A 16,736-nucleotide genomic window follows, 5' to 3' on the forward strand; every position below is an offset into this window, starting at 1 on the left:
ATGGCCGGTGCTGGTCTCGCGAGTCGCCTCTACCGTGGTGAGGCCGGTCTCGACATTGTCGGCCGTCGCAAGGTGTGGTTCAGCATCGCCGGGGTGCTGGCCCTGATCTCGGTGCTGAGCTTCGCGCTCCTCCGGTTCGACCTCGGTATCGAGTTCGCTGGCGGTAGTTCGATCCAGGTGCCTACCAGCGTCGGCACCCTGGAGCAGGCCGAGGAGGCGGTTGACGCCGCGCTGGCCACCGAGGGCGGCGGAGCGGAGGTGGTGACCGCGCAGAAGGTCGGCGGTACCGGTGACGACTTCTACCAGATGCGTACCTCGCAGCTCAGCACGGAGCAGTCCAACGCGGTCAAGGCGGCGGTAGCCCAGGAGTTCGGTCTCCCGGTCAGCGACGTCGGCGGCGATCAGGTCAGCCAGGCCTGGGGTAGCGAGGTCACCAAGCGGGCGGTGCTCGGCCTGGTGATCTTCCTCGTGCTGGTGATGGTCTACCTGGTGCTGCGCTTCGAGTGGCGGATGGCGGTCGGTGCGGTCAGCTCCCTGCTGATGAACCTGGTCCTCACCGCTGGCATCTATTCGCTGGTCGGCTTCGAGGTAACCCCGTCGACCGTGATCGGCTTCCTCACCATCCTGGGCTTCGCCCTCTACGACGTGGTGGTGGTCTTCGACAAGATCCAGGAAAACACCCGCGGTATCACCGCGAACAACAACCAGACGTACGGCGAGGCGGCAAACCTGGCGATCAACCAGAGCCTGATGCGGTCGCTGAACACCTCGATCGTGGCGCTGCTCCCGGTCGGCGGCTTGCTCTTCATCGGTGCCGGCTTCTTCGGCGCGGGCACCCTGAAGGACCTCGGCCTGGTGTTGTTCGTCGGGATGGCGGTGGCGTTCTTCTCCTCGATCACCCTGGCCACCCCGCTGCTGGTGCTGTTGAAGAACCAGGAGCCGCGGATCCAGGCGCACAACAAGCGGGTGCTGGCCCGCCGGGCCGCGCTGGAGCGCGGCGAGGGCTCGGCGAAGAACACGCCGCAGCCGACGGAGAGCGCCGACGAGGAGATCGACCCGGAGACGGCGGCCCTCGCCGGTGCGGCACCGAAGGTGGGGGCGCGGCCGGCGGGTAAGCGGCCGGCCGGGGCCCGCGGTGGACGGCCCGCCGGTGGCGGCAACCGTCCGGGCGGCAAGCGGCGCTGACGCGCCGGTGAAGCGGAGTGACGGCGTCCTTCAGGCTGCGCGAGCGGCGGGAAGGACGCCGTCGTCGGAACAAGGGAGCAAAGCGGCGTGACAGAGACCCACACCACCGGGGTACGGGGGGACAGCGGCCGGGAGATGGCCGAACTGGTGGCCAGCCGGGTGCTGGACGTACCGGACTTCCCGAAGCCCGGGGTGATGTTCAAGGACCTGATGCCGCTCTTCGCCGATGGGGACACCTTCCGCGAGATCATTGACGGCATCGTGCGCCACCACGGGCGGGACTCGTTCGACACCGTGGTCGGGATCGAGGCCCGCGGGTTCGTGGTCGCGGCAGCGATCGCTTATGCCGCCGGCGTCGGTGTGGTGCCGGTACGCAAGGCGGGCAAGCTGCCCCGGGTGGCCTACTCGGCGTCGTACGCGCTGGAATACGGTGCGGCCACCCTGGAGGTGCACCAGGACGCGTTCACGGCCGGGCACCGGGTGCTGGTGGTGGATGATGTCCTCGCCACCGGCGGTACCGCTGAGGCGACCCTCGACCTGGTCGAGCGGGCCGGCGGTACGGTGGCGGGTTTCAGCGTTCTGCTGGAGTTGGGCTTCCTGGGCGGTCGTGAACGGCTGGCGCCGCGTCCGGTCCATGCCCTGCTGACCGTTTGACCGCTCTGAGCGGGCGGATTACTCCAGCGGGGCCCGGGTCGGTGAGAACGCGGGACCCCGCTGGGTGCGGGTAGCATTGCCATTTGCTGAACCCAATGCCGGCCGATGCGGCCGGTTGAATCAGACGTCGGCCGTCTGGCCGGCGTGTCCGGCGAGCGGTGAGGAGGCCGGTGTCTCACGATGTCGCCCCTCCGGTGGAGGACACGGTGCACCCGACAGGCGACGGCTCGGTGACCGACCGCAGTGGTAGCTCGCGTTCCGCGACGGGCCCCGGCAGCTCCGGTTCCGCGACGGGCCCCGGCAGCTCCCGTTCCGCCACGGGCCCCGGTAGCGGCGCCGGAGCGACCGACGCCCCCCGCACCGGCTCGGACGCGGGGAACGGGGAGGCGGTCCTTCCGAAGCGGGGCGATCTGGTGTCCGAGACCGCTCCCGCCGGCGGATTCGCACTCTCCAGCGCGCCGACCGGGCGCCGGGTGCGGGCCCGGCTGGCCCGGTTCAACGCGCCTTGGCAGTCCTCGCAGGTCAGCGAGGTGCTGGAACCGCTGATCTCAAGTCACCGGGAGAATCACCCGAAGGCCGACGCGCGGCTGTTGCAACGCGCCTTCGACACGGCGGCTCGCTGGCACTCCGGCCAGTACCGTAAGTCCGGCGACCCCTACATCACCCATCCGCTCGCGGTGGCCACCATCCTCGCCAATCTGGGTATGGACACCACCACGTTGGTCGCGGCGCTGCTGCACGACACGATCGAGGACACCGAGTACACGCTGGACCAGATGCGGGCCGACTTCGGCGGCGAGGTGGCGCTGCTGGTTGACGGGGTGACCAAGCTCGACAAGGTCAAGCTGGGCGACGCGGCGAAGGCGGAGACGATCCGCAAGATGGTCGTCGCCATGGCGAAGGACCCCCGGGTCCTGGTGATCAAGCTGGCCGACCGGCTACACAACATGCGTACCCTGATCTTCCTGCCGCGGCCGAAACAGGAGCAGAAGTCCAAGGAGACGCTGGAGATCCTGGCCCCACTGGCGCATCGCCTGGGTATGAACACGATCAAGTGGGAGCTGGAGGATCTGGCCTTCGGCACCCTCTTCCCGAAGCGGTACGAGGAGATCAACCGACTGATCGGGGAGCACCAGCCGCAGCGGGAGGCGCTGCTGCGGCAGGTGACCAGGAAGGTCGGCACCGACCTGAAGTCTGCCAAGATCAGGGCGGAGGTGAACGGCCGGCCGAAGCACCTGTACTCGATCTACCAGAAGATGATCGTGCGGGGGCGGGACTTCAACGACATCTACGACCTGGTGGGTGTCCGGATCCTGGTCGACACGGTGCGGGACTGCTACGCGGCGTTGGGTGTGATTCACGCGAACTGGCAGCCGGTGCCGGGCCGGTTCAAGGACTACATCGCGATGCCGAAGTTCAACATGTACCAGTCGTTGCACACGACGGTGATCGGACCCACCGGCAAACCGGTGGAGATGCAGATCCGCACGTACGCGATGCACCGTACCGCCGAGTTCGGTATCGCCGCGCACTGGAAGTACAAGGAACACAAGGGCACCCAGGTCGTGGGCCCGCCGGCGCACATCGACGAGATGACCTGGCTGCGGCAGCTGCTGGACTGGCAGCGGGAGGCGGCCGACCCGAGCGAGTTCCTGGACGCGCTGCGCTTCGACCTGTCCAGCCAGGAGGTGTACGTCTTCACCCCGAAGGGCGACGTCTTTCCGCTGCCGACGGGGTCGACGCCGGTGGACTTCGCGTACACAGTGCACACCGAGGTGGGGCACAAGTGCATCGGGGCGCGGGTCAACGGCAAGCTGGTGCCGTTGGAGTCAACGCTCTCCAACGGCGATGTGATCGAGATCTTCACCTCGAAGTCGGAGACGGCCGGCCCGACCCAGGACTGGCTGGGGTTCGTCAAGAGCCCGCGGGCGCGCACGAAGATCCGGCAGTACTTCAACAAGGAGCGGCGCGAGGAGGCGATCGAGGCCGGCAAGGACGCACTCGTCAAGGCGATGCGCAAGCAGGGCATGCCGCTGCAGCGGATGCTCAGCTCGGACAACCTGATGGCGATTGCCCGGGATCTCCACCTGGCCGATGTGGCCTCGCTCTATGCGGCGGTCGGTGACAGCCATGTCTCCGCCCAGTCGGTGGTGCAGAAGCTGATGGCCTCCTACGGCGGTGAGGAGGGCGCGGTCGAGGACATCGCCGAGACCGCGGTGGCCACCCGCCCGCCGCGGAGTCGGGCTAGCAGCAACGACCCGGGTGTCGTGGTCCGGGGCGTCAGCGATGTGTGGATCAAGCTGGCCCGCTGCTGCACCCCGGTCCCACCGGATTCGGTGTTCGGGTTTGTCACCCGCTCCGGCGGAGTGAGCGTGCACCGGGACGACTGCGCCAACGCCGAGGATCTCAAGGCGCAGGGGGAGCGGGTCGTGGAGGTGGGCTGGAAGCTCACCAGCGCGTCCACCTTCCTCGTCGCCATCCAGGTCGAGGCGCTCGACCGGCACAAGCTGCTCACCGACGTGAGCCTGGTGCTCTCCGACGAGCGGGTCAACATCCTCTCGGCGACCGTGACGACCACGCGGGACCGGGTGGCGGTGAGCCGGTTCAGCTTCGAGATGGCCGACCCCAAGCATCTGGGGCACCTGCTAGCCGCGGTGCGCAAGGTTGATGGCGTCTTCGACGCCTACCGGGTTACCTCCGGTTCCTGACCCGACCAGGGCGGGCGCCCCCGGGACAACGACGAGCGCCCCCGGCTTCTGCCGGGGGCGCGTAGCGGTCTTTCGCTGGGGTGGTCAGCCCTGGGGCGGGCTCATCGTGAGGTCGGTGATGATGACCTCCTTCTTCGGGTGTCCGCCGCCGGACTGCTGTGCGTAGGCCTCGTCGTCGCCGGCCGCCGCGACCTCCGTGACGATGTCCAGCCCACTGGTGACCGTGCCCAGCACGGTGTAGTTCGGGGGGAGCGGCGAATCGCCGTAGACGATGAAGAACTGGCTGCCGGTGCTTCCGGGGGCGCCGGAGTTGGCCATCGCGATAACGCCCTCCGGGTACGGGGGCCGCTTGTCCGTGGGCAGGTTTTCCTCGGCCAACCGGAAGCTCGGCCCGCCGGTGCCGTCGGTCTCCCGCCAGCCGTCGCCGGTCGCGCTCGGGTCACCGCACTGGAGCACCTTGATTCCTTCGGTGACGAGGCGGTGGCACTTGGTGTTGTCGAAGAAGTTCTGCTCGGCCAGGTGGGTGAAGCTGGCACTGGTACACGGCGTCTGGGCCCGGTCGACCTTGGCCGTGATCGGCCCGAGGTTCGTGTCGATGGTGAGGGTCTGGGTGCCGGTGTTCGGTTGCTGGGTGCCCGGCAGGCCGACGTCCTTGATCTGTGGGGTCCGCTGGTCGGCGGGGATCTCGGTGAAGACGCACTCGGTGGCGCCGGCGGTGGTGGTCGTGTCGGTCGCCGGGTCGTCGCCGAGGCTCGTTACCAGCCAGACGGTGCCGGCGACCACCAGGAGGAGAGCCGCGCTCGCCCCGACGATCGCCTGGGTCTGGCGACGCCGACGAGCCCGGGCGGTCCGCTCGGCCATCTCCTTCTCGAGCCGAGCGCGGGCCGCCGCGCGTTGCCGCTCATTGGTGGACATCACGCCTGGATCCTCCTGCACGATGTGGGGTTTGGCTGGGATCGGTCAGCCGGCGCTCGGGTCGGCCGCCGGGGTAACCGACGTGGTGACGGTCGGCGTCGCTGCCGGCTCGGTGACCGTCAGGCTCTGGATGACCACGTCGTCGTCCTGCGGCTTGACCTTCGCTCCACCCGCATTCTCCACGGTCGGTAGCGAACCGATCTTCTCGACCGTATCCAGGCCGTCGGTGACACGGCCAATAACCGTGTACGCCGGGTCGGCCGTGGTGAAGTCCTTGAAGAAGATCAGGAACTGGCTTCCGTTGGCGCCGGGCCGGTTGCCGACCATCGCGACCGTGCCCTTCGGGTAGGTCGCATGCTGGTCGGCTGCCGGGCTCGCCGGGGCGTCCGCCGGGCTCGCCGACGCATCCGCCGGGCTCGCCGGGGCGTCCGCCGGGGTGGGAACGTTCTCGTCGTAGAAGGAGTAGGCGGGTCCGCCCAGTCCGGTGCCGCTCGGGTCGCCGCACCGCACCGCACCCTCGGTGGTTATTTCGTGACACTTCGTGTTGTCGTAGAAGGAGTTCGCCGCCAGGTGGGAGATGCTCGCGACGGCACACGGGCTGGCGGCGGTGTCCAACTCGGCGGTGACCGGGGCGCCCTGGTTCGTGACGACCGTCATCGTCCGCACCCCCTCGGTCGGCAACCCGCTGGTGGCCGGGGTGCCGACGTCGGTCAGGTTGGTGTTGGCGGTGGCGTCCTCCGGGACCCAGAAACAGAGCTCCTCGGCCGCGGTGTCCTCGACCGGCTCCCGATCGAAGGCGCCCAGCGCCCAGGCGGAGCCGGCCACGATCAGGGCGAGGACGACTGCGACGCCCACCCCGGCCTGGACCTGCCGTCGGCGGCGGGCCCGAGCGGCCCGCCGGGCCAGCTGTCGGTCGAGTTTTGCCCGCGCCAGTTTGCGCTGCCGATCCCTGCTGGAGGCCACCCGCGCTCCCCTTCCTCTACCCTGGTTCCGTGACGGACGGCCCGACCGTTGGTCAGGTGTGCCATGCCACACGCCCGCCAGAGTGTACGACCAGTGGCGGGGATTGTCGTGTACGAGGTGGCGCGGTGGTGACCCGCGGACCGGGCTGCACCCGCCACCCGGGCCGCACCGCGCGAGCGTGGTTGCCTCGGCGACTAGGCTCAGCAGACGACCTGACACTTCGAGGGAAGGGGAGCCGTCGTGCTCGTGGCCGGTTTTCCCGCGGACGCCTTCGGCACCAACTGCTACGTGGTCGCGACGGCGCCGGGGGAGCAGTGTGTGGTGGTCGATCCCGGCATCGGGGTGCTCGACCGACTCGACGCCCTGCTGGCCGAGCACCGGCTGCATCCGGCCGCCGTCCTGTTGACCCACGGCCACCTCGATCACACCTTCTCCGTCGCGCCGGTCTGCGGTGCGCGGGGGGTCACCGCGTACGTCCACCCGGCCGACCGGGAACTCCTCGCCGATCCGGCGAAAGGGCTCTCCGCCGACCTGGCCGGGCTCTTCGGCGGTCGGCTGCCGTACACCGAGCCGGAGGACGTCGCTGAACTGACCGACGGCGCCACCCTCGACCTCGCCGGGCTGGAGATCACCGTTGACCATGCGCCGGGCCATACCGGCGGGTCGGTGCTCTTCCGGTTGCCCGGCGCGGGCTCCCGCTGGGAGGCAGACGAGCTCTGCCTCTCCGGTGACGTGCTCTTCGCCGGCTCGATCGGCCGTACCGACCTGCCGGGTGGCAGCCATCCGACGATGCTCGCCAGCCTGCGGAGCAAGATCCTCCCGCTGGCGGACGACACGGTCGTGCTGCCCGGCCACGGTCCCACCACGACGATCGGCCGGGAACGCGCCGCCAACCCGTACCTCCTCGAGGTGGCGGGCGAGCCGGCGCGACCGGCGGCCCCTGCCCGCGGCCTGTAGCCGCCGCACCCTCTTTCCCCCCGCGCGGGCCGCGCGGGGTTCGCGAACGGAGCACCATGAGTAAGCCCACGCCGATCTCCGGCTTTCCGGAGTGGACGCCCGCCCAGAGGATGATCGAGCAGTCCGTCCTGGAGCGGATCCGGGACACCTTCGAGCGGTACGGGTTCGCCCCGTTGGAGACCCGCGCGGTCGAGCCGCTCGACCAGCTGTTGCGCAAGGGGGAGACCTCCAAGGAGGTCTACCTGCTCCGGCGGCTGCAGGCCGACCCCGACGGACCGGCCGGCGACGACGCGCTCGGCCTGCACTTCGACCTGACCGTGCCGTTCGCCCGGTACGTGCTGGAGAACGCCGGCAAGCTCCAGTTCCCGTTCCGCCGCTACCAGATCCAGAAGGTGTGGCGGGGCGAGCGACCGCAGGAGGGCCGCTACCGGGAGTTCCTGCAGGCGGACATCGACATCGTTGACCGGGACACGTTGGCGCCGCACCACGAGGCCGAGATGCCGCTGGTGATCGGGGACGCGCTGCGGTCGCTGCCGATTCCGCCGGTGCGGATCCAGGTCAACAACCGCAAGATCTGCGAAGGCTTCTACCGGGGGGTGGGGATCACCGACCCGGAGGCGGCCCTGCGTGCGGTCGACAAGCTGGACAAGATCGGACCGGCCCGGGTGGCCGACCTCCTGACCGCCACGGCCGGGGCGACCGAGGCGCAGGCGAAGGCGGCGCTGGCGCTGGCGGAGATCTCGGCGCCGGATGCGTCGTTCGCCGACGCGGTGCACGCGCTCGGGGTCAGCCACCCGCTGCTCGACGAGGGCCTCGCGGAGCTGGTCCAGGTGATGCAGACCGCCGCCGAGCACGCGCCCGGCCTCTGCGTCGCCGACCTGCGCATCGCCCGCGGCCTGGACTACTACACCGGGACCGTCTACGAGACGCAGCTGGTCGGGTACGAGCGGTTCGGCTCGATTTGCTCCGGCGGCCGGTACGACAACCTGGCCAGCGCCGGTGCCGTCGCCTTCCCGGGAGTGGGCATTTCGATCGGCGTGACCCGGCTGCTCGGCCTGCTCTTCGGTGCCGGGGCGCTGAGCATCTCCCGCCCGGTCCCCACCTGTGTGGTGGTGGCGGTGACCAGCGAGGCGCAGCGGGCGGTGAGTAACCGGGTCGCCGAGGCGCTGCGGGCCCGGGGCATCTGCACCGAGGTCGCGCCGAGTGCCGCGAAGTTTGGCAAGCAGATCCGTTACGCCGAGCGGCGGGGCATCCCGTACGTGTGGTTCCCCGGCACGGACGAGGGCGCCGACGAGGTCAAGGACATCCGTACCGGTGCGCAGGTGTCGGCGCGGGCCGAGGTGTGGCAGCCGCCCGCGGCGGACCTGCGGCCGGTGGTGAGCTGAGTTTCCGCGACCGCCGGCCCTCGTTCGGCCGGGGTGTTGATGTTTCGGCAGGAAGGCGCTGCTCGGAGGGGGCGCGTGGGATGCTACTGGCGCGTACCGAGGATCGGACCTACGGTGGCGTAAGTTACGCCGCCGTAGGGAGACCCGCATGACCGTCCTCAGCCAGACCGCCCTCCTGCACGAGCTGGAAGTCGTCGTGGAGAAGAACCTCGACCGGCATCTGTCGATCGCGAAGGAGTGGTTCCCGCACGAGTACGTGCCCTGGAGCGAGGGGCGGACCTTCGACGGCCCGCTCGGGGGCCAGGCGTGGACGCCGGCCGACTCACCGCTGCCCGAGGTCGCCCGTACCGCGTTGATCGTCAACCTGCTCACCGAGGACAACCTGCCCTCGTACCACCACCAGATCGCCACGCTCTTCGGTCGGGACGGGGCGTGGGGGACCTGGGTGCACCGGTGGACGGCCGAGGAGGCGCGGCACGGCATCGCGATCCGGGACTACCTGACCGTGACCCGGGCGGTCGACCCGGTGGCCCTGGAGCGGGCCCGGATGACGCACATGTCGGCCGGCTACCGCAACGCGCACGACGAGGAGATGCTGCACTCGCTGGCGTACGTGTCGTTCCAGGAGTTGGCCACCCGGATCTCGCACCGGAACACCGGCCGGGCGACCGGCGACCCGCAGTGCGAGGCGCTGTTGGCGCGAATCGCCACCGACGAGAACCTGCACATGCTGTTCTACCGGAACCTGCTCGCCGCCGCCCTGGAGCTGGCTCCCAGTCAGACGATGCGGGCGGTGGCCGACGTGCTGGCCGAGTTCCAGATGCCGGGCAACGGCATCGAGGGGTTCGCCCGGAAGTCCGTCGCGATCGCCCTGGCCGGCATCTACGACCTGCGCCAGCACCGGGACGAGGTGGTGCTGCCGGTGCTGCGGCAGTGGGACATCTTCGAGGTGTCGGGCCTGGACGCGGATGGCGAGGCGGCCCGGGACCAGATCGGGGCCCATCTCGAGGGCCTGGAGCTCGCCGCGTCCCGGTTCGAGGAGAAGCGCGACGCCCGTCGCGCCCGACAGGCCGCCCGAGGCTGACAGCCCAGGTCGCGGCACCACCGGTCCTGGCGCACGGCCCCCACCTAGGTTCGGCGCGCGGCGGGGCCCTCCTTCCGCGCACCCGGCAAACGGCGGTGCGGTAGCCCTGACAGAATGCCGGGGCAGAGACATTCTGCCCCGGAACAGGCTGGAAATCAGGATGCGGCCCCGGGGCGGCCCGGCGAGGATGCCGGGCAGATTCATTCCGCAGACGAGGGAGACGCACGCCGTGATCCGTACCCATGACGCCGGAAGCCTGCGCGCGACGGACGCCGGCACCACGGTGACGCTCGCCGGCTGGGTGGCCCGCCGGCGCGACCACGGCGGTGTCATCTTTGTCGACCTGCGGGACGGTTCCGGGGTGGCCCAGGTCGTCCTCCGCGAGGAGGACGCCCACGTGCTGCGCAACGAGTACTGCGTCCAGGTCACCGGCGAGGTGACCCGTCGTCCCGAAGGCAATGAGAACCCGGAACTGGCCACCGGCGAGGTCGAGGTGACGGCGGAGGAGCTGGAGGTGCTCTCCGAGGCGGCGCCCCTGCCGTTGCCGGTGGACGACCAGGTCGAGGCCGGTGACGACGTCCGGCTGCGCTACCGGTATCTGGATCTGCGTCGCAGCGGCCCGGCCAACGCCCTGCGGCTGCGCTCCGCGGCCAACCAGATCGCCCGGACGGTGCTGCACGAGCGGGACTTCCTGGAGATCGAGACCCCGACGTTGACCCGCTCGACGCCGGAGGGAGCCCGGGACTTCCTGGTGCCGGTCCGGCTGCAGCCCGGTACCTGGTACGCGTTGCCCCAGTCGCCGCAGCTGTTCAAGCAGCTGCTCATGGTGGGCGGGATGGAGCGGTACTACCAGATCGCCCGCTGTTACCGGGACGAGGACTTCCGCGCGGACCGGCAGCCGGAGTTCACCCAGCTGGACATCGAGATGTCCTTCGTCACCGAGGACGACGTGATCGACCTCGGCGAGGCGATCGTGTCCCGGCTGTGGCGGGAACTGGCCGGCCACCAGATCACTCGGCCGATCCCGCGGATCACCTGGCACGAGGCCATGGCCCGGTACGGTTCGGACAAGCCGGACCTGCGCTACGGCGTGGAGTTGACCGAGCTGACCGACTACCTGCGCGGCACCCGGTTCCGGGTCTTCGCCGGCGCGATCGAGGCGGGCGGCTACGTCGGTGCGGTCGTGATGCCCGGCGGTGCGGCGCAGTCCCGTAAGGAGCTGGACGGCTGGCAGGACTGGGCCAAGGCGCGGGGTGCGAAGGGCCTGGCGTACGTGGTGCTCGACGCCGAGACGGGTGAGGCGCGGGGCCCGGTCGCCAAGAACCTCTCCACCGAGCACCTGGCGGGTCTGGCCGACGCGGTCGGCGCGAAGCCCGGCGACGCGATCTTCTTCGCCGCCGGCGCGGAGAGCCGGGCGGCGCAGGAGCTGCTTGGCGCGGCCCGGGTGGAGATCGCCCGCCGGGCGAAGCTGATTGACGAGAGCGCCTGGGCGTTCTGCTGGGTGGTTGACGCGCCGATGTTCGAGCGGGTCACCGACGGCGCGGAGGGAGCGAGCGGCTGGACCGCGGTGCATCATCCGTTCACCGCGCCGAACGCCGAGTGGGTGGACCGCTTCGAGGAGGCGCCGGAGCAGGCGCTCGCGTACGCGTACGACATCGTCTGCAACGGAAACGAGATCGGCGGCGGCTCGATCCGTATCCACCGCGGCGACGTGCAGCAGCGGGTCTTCGACCTGCTCGGCATCACCCCCGAGCAGGCGCAGGACAAGTTCGGCTTCCTGTTGGAGGCGTTCAAGTACGGCGCGCCGCCGCACGGCGGGATCGCCTTCGGTTGGGACCGGGTCTGCATGCTGCTTGCCGGCGCCGACTCGATCCGTGAGGTCATCGCCTTCCCGAAGACCCGCGGCGGGTTTGACCCGTTGACCGCCGCGCCGACCCCGATCACCGCGGCGCAGCGCCTGGAGGCGGGCGTGGACGCCCGGCCGAAGCCGGAGGCGCGGGCGCAGGCCGGCACCGCGGGCCCGGCTGCTCCGGTGGCCGACCCCACCTGATCGCCTCGTTGGTCATTGCAGTGGCGGCCCGGCTCTTGCCGGGCCGCCACTGTCGTCTTCGGCCTTGGCAGGGCTGAGTGGTGCGGGACCAGTCGAACCCGAAGGTGTTGCATAACTTCTGTGCACAACTCTTGTGCACAGAAGTTATGCAGAGATACTGTGCAAGCATGACTGATGACCGGGAGCAGGCCGGGCCGGCCCCGCGCGTGGTGTACATCGACCACCAGCAGATTCGGGTGCTGGCGCACCCGCTGCGGATCCGGCTCCTCGGGGCGCTGCGGGTGCAGGGCGCGGCGACCGCCACCATGCTGGCCGAACAGCTCGACACCAACACCGGTGCCACCAGCTACCACCTGCGTCAGCTCGCCGACGTGGGGCTGGTCGCCGAGGACCCCGACCGGGGCACCGGCCGGCAGCGCTGGTGGCGGGCCGCGCACGAGATCAGCACCTTCGAGCCCACTGACTTCGACGACGACCCGGATGCCCGCGCCGCCGTGGAGTGGGTCCAGGGCCACCAGGTGCGCCTGCTGACCGAGCAGGCGCAGCGGTGGTTCGCGGCGCAGAGCCAGTGGTCGTCGGAGTGGCGAGACGCCTTCGGGATGGGTGATGCCTTCCTGACCCTCCCGGCAGACCGGCTGAAGGCGCTCAACGACGAACTCTGGCAGGTCCTGGAGCGCTACCGCGAAGCGGCCGACCCGGCGGAGCCCGGCGCCGAGCAGGTTCAGGTCTACCTCGCCGCCTACCCACTACTGAACTCGTCTGACCTGCCCACCGCCACTCCCCGGGAGGCGTGATGGCCACCCTCTCGGTCCATCAGGTCCGGCACCGCTACCTCATCCTGCTCAGCCTGCGCTGGCTGCCGGTCGGCCTGCTGGTCCCGGTCTTCGTCCTGCTGATGCAGGAGCGGGGCCTCACCCTCACCGAGATCGGCGTGGCCTTCGCCGCCCAGGGTCTCTTCGTCCTCCTGCTCGAGTTGCCGACCGCCGGGCTCGCCGACGCCGTGGGACGCCGGCCGGTGCTGGTGCTCGCCGCGGTGGTCAACCTCGTCTGCATAGCCCTCTTCGTTGTGGCCGACTCGTTCGCCCTGCTGGTGGCGGTGTGGGCGTTGCAGGGGGTCTATCGGGCGCTGGACAGCGGCCCGCTCGAGTCCTGGTTCGTGGACAGCACCCTCGCGGCCGACCCCGATGCCGAGTATGAGCGGGGCCTGAGCCAGGGCGGGACGGCGCTCGGCGTGGCCATGGCGGTCGGTGCCCTGCTCAGTGGCGCGCTGGTCGCGCTCGGCCCGGTCGGCCCATTCACTGCGTTGACCATGCCGATCGTGGTCGCCGTGGGCTTGCAGGTCGTCGGGCTGCTGGCCGTGCTCGCCCTGCTACGTGAGCGTCGTCCCACCGCCGGGTCGTCGGCGCTGCGCGAGTCGATCGCGGAGGCCCCCCGGATGATCGGCCAGGCGATGGGGCTGCTGCGCCGCTCCCGGGTGCTGCTCGCCCTGCTCTCGGTCGAGCTCTTCTGGGGCTTCGGCATGGTCACTTTCGAAGCTCTCCTGCCGGTCCGGCTCGCCGAGGTGCTCGGCGACTCCGATCGGGCCGGGGCGCTGCTCGGGCCGGCAACCATGGTGGCCTGGCTCGCGAATGCCGGCGGTGCGGCGGCGACCCCGCTGCTCACCCGGCGGCTAGGCGCAGCGCCCGCCGCGGCGCTGCTGCGGATCGCGCAGGGCGTCACTGTGGTCGGGATGGCGCTGCTCGCCGGCCCGATCGGCGTGCTGGTTGCCTTCGTCGTGTGCTACGTCGTGCACGGCGCCTCGAACCCGTTGCACATGGGGCTGGTGCACCGGCAGGTCGACGGGCCGTACCGAACCAGTGTGGTCTCCCTGAACTCGATGGTGGCCATGCCTGCCGGTGCCGCCGGGGGGATCGTGCTCGGCCTGGTCGCCGACCGGGCCGGCGTCAGCGTCGCCATGCTGGCCGGTGCGGTCGTGCTCGCGATCGCCGCGCCGCTGTACCTGCCCGCCTGGCGAGCCAGCCGCGATGGTTCTCCCACCCCGGTCGGTGCGCCGACGGCCGCTGCCTCGCCCGAGCCGCCGGCAACGGTGACCCAGCCCGAGCCTCCGGCGCCGGTCAGCTCCGCCCGGCGGCGCTGATTCTGTTGACCCCGGCCACGCCCGGTACTGTTCCCGTGATGGATCCTGACGCCCTCTTCTCCTTCGGAGAGCCCGCCGCCGCGGCCGTCGCGCCCGCGGGTACTGCCGGCATGACTGGGTTCACGCCGGTCGGTCAGGACGCGCCGCTGGCCGTCCGGATGCGCCCGACCGGGCTCGACGAGCTGATCGGCCAGGACCACCTGCGTGCCCCCGGCGCGCCGTTACATCAACTCGTCTCCGGGGCCGCACCGATGTCGGTGATCCTCTGGGGGCCGCCCGGCAGTGGGAAGACCACCATCGCGCACCTGGTGGCCGGGGCCACCGACCGTCGCTTCGTGGCGATGTCGGCGCTGAACGCCGGAGTGAAGGACGTCCGTGCCGTCATCGACGTCGCCCGCCGGCAGCGCCGCGCCGGTGGCCCGCAGACCGTGCTCTTTATCGACGAGGTGCACCGGTTCAGCAAGACCCAACAGGATTCGCTCCTCGCCGCGGTCGAGGACCGGACCGTCACGCTGCTGGCGGCGACGACCGAGAACCCGTACTTTTCCGTCATCTCGCCGCTGTTGTCCCGGTGCGTGCTCCTCACCCTGCAGCCGTTGGATGACGACGCGGTGCGCAGCCTGCTCCGCCGTGCGGTCGCCGACGAGCGCGGCCTGGGCGGCACGCCCGCCCTCGCCCCCGACGCCGAGGAACATCTGGTCCGGCTCGCCGCCGGTGACGTCCGCAAGGCGCTCACCGCCCTAGAGGCCGCGGCCGCCTCCGCCACCGCGGTCGGCGCCGATCGCATCGACCTGGCCACCGCCGAGCAGGCGGTGGACAGCGCCGCCGTGCGCTACGACCGCGACGGCGACAGCCACTACGACGTGACCAGCGCGTTCATCAAGAGCATGCGTGGCTCCGACGTGGACGCGGCGCTGCACTGGCTCGCCCGGATGCTAGTCGCCGGCGAGGACCCGCGGTTCATCGCCCGACGGATGGTCATCTTCGCCAGCGAGGACGTCGGCCTGGCCGACCCGGCCGCGCTCGGCGTGGCCACCGCCGCCGCCCACGCGGTGGAATATGTCGGCCTGCCGGAGGCCCAGCTCAACCTCGCCCAGGCGGTGATCCACCTGGCCACGGCCCCGAAGTCGAACTCGGCGACCACCGCCATCGGGGCGGCCCTCGCCGATGTCCGGGCTGGCCGGGGTGGGGCGGTGCCGCGCGGGCTACGGGACGCGCACTACCCCGGCGCCAAAGGGCTCGGCCACGGCACCGGCTACCGCTATCCCCACGACGACCAGCGGGGTGTGGTCAACCAGCAGTACGTGCCCGACGACCTCGTCGGCACCGACTACTACCGGCCCAGCCAGCACGGGGCCGAGCGGGCCGTCGCCGAACGACTGCCGCTGCTGCGCCGGATCATTCGTCGGTCGGCGCCGACGGCTGACCGCCGGCCGGCGGGGGCGCCCGGTGGCACCGGGGCGGGCAACGGCCGCCAACCCGAAAGACCGGGTGACGACGGGGCGTACGAGGGTGGCGCGAACGCCACTGAGGAGGGGCAGCAGTGAAGTCGCGAGGGGCGGACCAGCCCGAGGAGAGCGCCGACCAGCGGCGCAAGGGGCGCCGCTGGGGGCGGGGGAAGGCCGAGGCCGCTGCCGACGAACCGGTCAGCGGCGAGGAGTTCGGCTGGATCGACGACCTGCGTACGGCCAAGGCACAGCGGGGGGAGTTGGGTCCGGAGGGCGGGCCCGCTCCGGCCGCGCCGCCACAGCGTCTCGGTGCCGATCCGGGCCCGAGCGGCACCGGGGCGGCACCGCCCGTGCGGCGAGACGTGCCCGAAGCACCGCGTCCGCGTTCCGATGCGGACCGGCCCCCCGCTCCTTCTGGGCCCCCTGCACCTCCCCGGCCGCCCGCTCCTCCCGGCCCCTCGGCCCCCCAGGCCCGCGGGCGCGGTGGCCCGCCCGGCCCGCCGACCGCCGGCCCGCCGACCGCCGAGCCGGTCGGCCGCGGCCGACCGGCAGCGCCGGCCCGTCCTCCGGCCGGCGCTGCGTCCCAGCCGGGCCTCGCCCCACCGGCCGGCCGGGGTGGACGACATGGCGCCGGTGAGCCGACGGGTGCTCCGGGTACCCCGCCGGCGGTCCCCGGCCCGACCGGCGACGATCCGACCGGCGGGATTCCTCCCGCCACGGGTGGACACCGTGCGCCAGCCGAGGGCGGCAGGTCACCGGGCCACCGTGCTGCCCCGCCGTCCGGTGGTGTCGCCCGGCATGGCCGGCGGGAGACGCCGGAGGAGGACACCCTGGTACCGCGAGGCCGCCCATCCGCCCCCGAGGGCGGCCCGGGGCGGGCCACGGCTGCGATGAACACCGACATCCCGAGCCCGCGTACCGACAGCGTTGACCCGGCCACCGGCGAGGGCCGGCGCACTCGACCGAAGCGGCCCGCCGACTGGCTACGGCAGGCTGGCCGTACTCCCCACCAGACCGACCCCACGCTGCGGTCCCTGAATCAACCGGCGGTCCCCCCGGGCTCGCCGGTCGCCCCGCGAAGCGCGCCGCCCGCCGAGGGCCGGGTACCCGCTGACGGTCCGCGTTCTGGATCCGAACCGTCCCGGGGTGGCCCCGCCGCCGGCCGAGCGCGGCCCGGCCCCGCCGGTCCGCACCCGGGAGCGGCTGGCCCCGCGCGGCCACACCCGCCCGCTGGACCGGCTGCCGAGCGA

The 16,736-nt window shown here is 71.4% G+C and carries 12 protein-coding genes; 10 read left to right on the top strand and 2 right to left on the bottom strand.

Going from position 1 to position 16,736, the window contains the following annotated elements; translation table 11 throughout:
* From secF to SALPAC2_RS0101930, 3 genes are all read left to right on the top strand, one after another.
* Nucleotides 1-1,185, top strand: coding sequence for a protein translocase subunit SecF (gene secF, locus SALPAC2_RS0101920; protein ID WP_018214946.1), 1,185 nt, complete (start codon nucleotides 1-3; stop codon nucleotides 1,183-1,185).
* Nucleotides 1,186-1,272: 87 nt separating this feature from the next.
* Nucleotides 1,273-1,839 carry an adenine phosphoribosyltransferase gene (locus SALPAC2_RS0101925; protein WP_018214947.1) on the top strand — a complete coding sequence of 189 codons (567 nt, stop codon included), beginning with the start codon at nucleotides 1,273-1,275 and terminating at the stop codon, nucleotides 1,837-1,839.
* A 194-nt stretch (nucleotides 1,840-2,033) separates the two neighbouring features.
* Nucleotides 2,034-4,547 (top strand): RelA/SpoT family protein, encoded by a 2,514-nt coding sequence (locus tag SALPAC2_RS0101930; RefSeq protein ID WP_018214948.1) that lies wholly within the window; start codon nucleotides 2,034-2,036, stop codon nucleotides 4,545-4,547.
* Nucleotides 4,548-4,631: 84 nt separating this feature from the next.
* Here SALPAC2_RS0101930 and SALPAC2_RS0101935 read toward each other — a convergent pair whose 3' ends face one another.
* On the bottom strand, nucleotides 4,632-5,462 hold the full coding sequence (locus SALPAC2_RS0101935) for a peptidylprolyl isomerase (RefSeq protein WP_018214949.1): 831 nt from the start codon (nucleotides 5,460-5,462) through the stop codon (nucleotides 4,632-4,634).
* 45 nt (nucleotides 5,463-5,507) lie between these two features.
* Nucleotides 5,508-6,425 carry a peptidylprolyl isomerase gene (locus tag SALPAC2_RS0101940; RefSeq protein WP_018214950.1) on the bottom strand — a complete coding sequence of 306 codons (918 nt, stop codon included), beginning with the start codon at nucleotides 6,423-6,425 and terminating at the stop codon, nucleotides 5,508-5,510.
* Between the two features lie 240 nt (nucleotides 6,426-6,665).
* Between SALPAC2_RS0101940 and SALPAC2_RS0101945 the strand changes: the two genes are divergently transcribed.
* From SALPAC2_RS0101945 to SALPAC2_RS0101975, 7 genes are all read left to right on the top strand, one after another.
* Nucleotides 6,666-7,382 (top strand): MBL fold metallo-hydrolase, encoded by a 717-nt coding sequence (locus SALPAC2_RS0101945; RefSeq protein WP_018214951.1) that lies wholly within the window; start codon nucleotides 6,666-6,668, stop codon nucleotides 7,380-7,382.
* A 56-nt stretch (nucleotides 7,383-7,438) separates the two neighbouring features.
* Nucleotides 7,439-8,767, top strand: coding sequence for a histidine--tRNA ligase (gene hisS, locus SALPAC2_RS0101950; RefSeq protein ID WP_026184316.1), 1,329 nt, complete (start codon nucleotides 7,439-7,441; stop codon nucleotides 8,765-8,767).
* A 148-nt stretch (nucleotides 8,768-8,915) separates the two neighbouring features.
* Nucleotides 8,916-9,851 carry an acyl-ACP desaturase gene (locus SALPAC2_RS0101955; RefSeq protein WP_018214953.1) on the top strand — a complete coding sequence of 312 codons (936 nt, stop codon included), beginning with the start codon at nucleotides 8,916-8,918 and terminating at the stop codon, nucleotides 9,849-9,851.
* Between the two features lie 229 nt (nucleotides 9,852-10,080).
* The gene (gene aspS / locus SALPAC2_RS0101960) at nucleotides 10,081-11,901 is read left to right on the top strand and encodes an aspartate--tRNA ligase (protein ID WP_018214954.1); all 1,821 of its coding nucleotides are present in this window, start codon (nucleotides 10,081-10,083) and stop codon (nucleotides 11,899-11,901) included.
* Between the two features lie 167 nt (nucleotides 11,902-12,068).
* Nucleotides 12,069-12,695, top strand: coding sequence for an ArsR/SmtB family transcription factor (locus tag SALPAC2_RS0101965; protein ID WP_018214955.1), 627 nt, complete (start codon nucleotides 12,069-12,071; stop codon nucleotides 12,693-12,695).
* Nucleotides 12,695-14,038, top strand: a complete 1,344-nt coding sequence (locus tag SALPAC2_RS24275; RefSeq protein WP_018214956.1) for an MFS transporter — start codon at nucleotides 12,695-12,697, stop codon at nucleotides 14,036-14,038. Before SALPAC2_RS0101965 ends, SALPAC2_RS24275 begins: the two co-directional genes overlap by 1 nt.
* A 38-nt stretch (nucleotides 14,039-14,076) precedes the next feature.
* Nucleotides 14,077-15,585 carry a replication-associated recombination protein A gene (locus tag SALPAC2_RS0101975; protein WP_018214957.1) on the top strand — a complete coding sequence of 503 codons (1,509 nt, stop codon included), beginning with the start codon at nucleotides 14,077-14,079 and terminating at the stop codon, nucleotides 15,583-15,585.
* Nucleotides 15,586-16,736: the final 1,151 nt, after the last annotated feature.

Source organism: Salinispora vitiensis (assembly GCF_000378825.1).
Lineage (GTDB): Bacteria > Actinomycetota > Actinomycetes > Mycobacteriales > Micromonosporaceae > Micromonospora > Micromonospora vitiensis.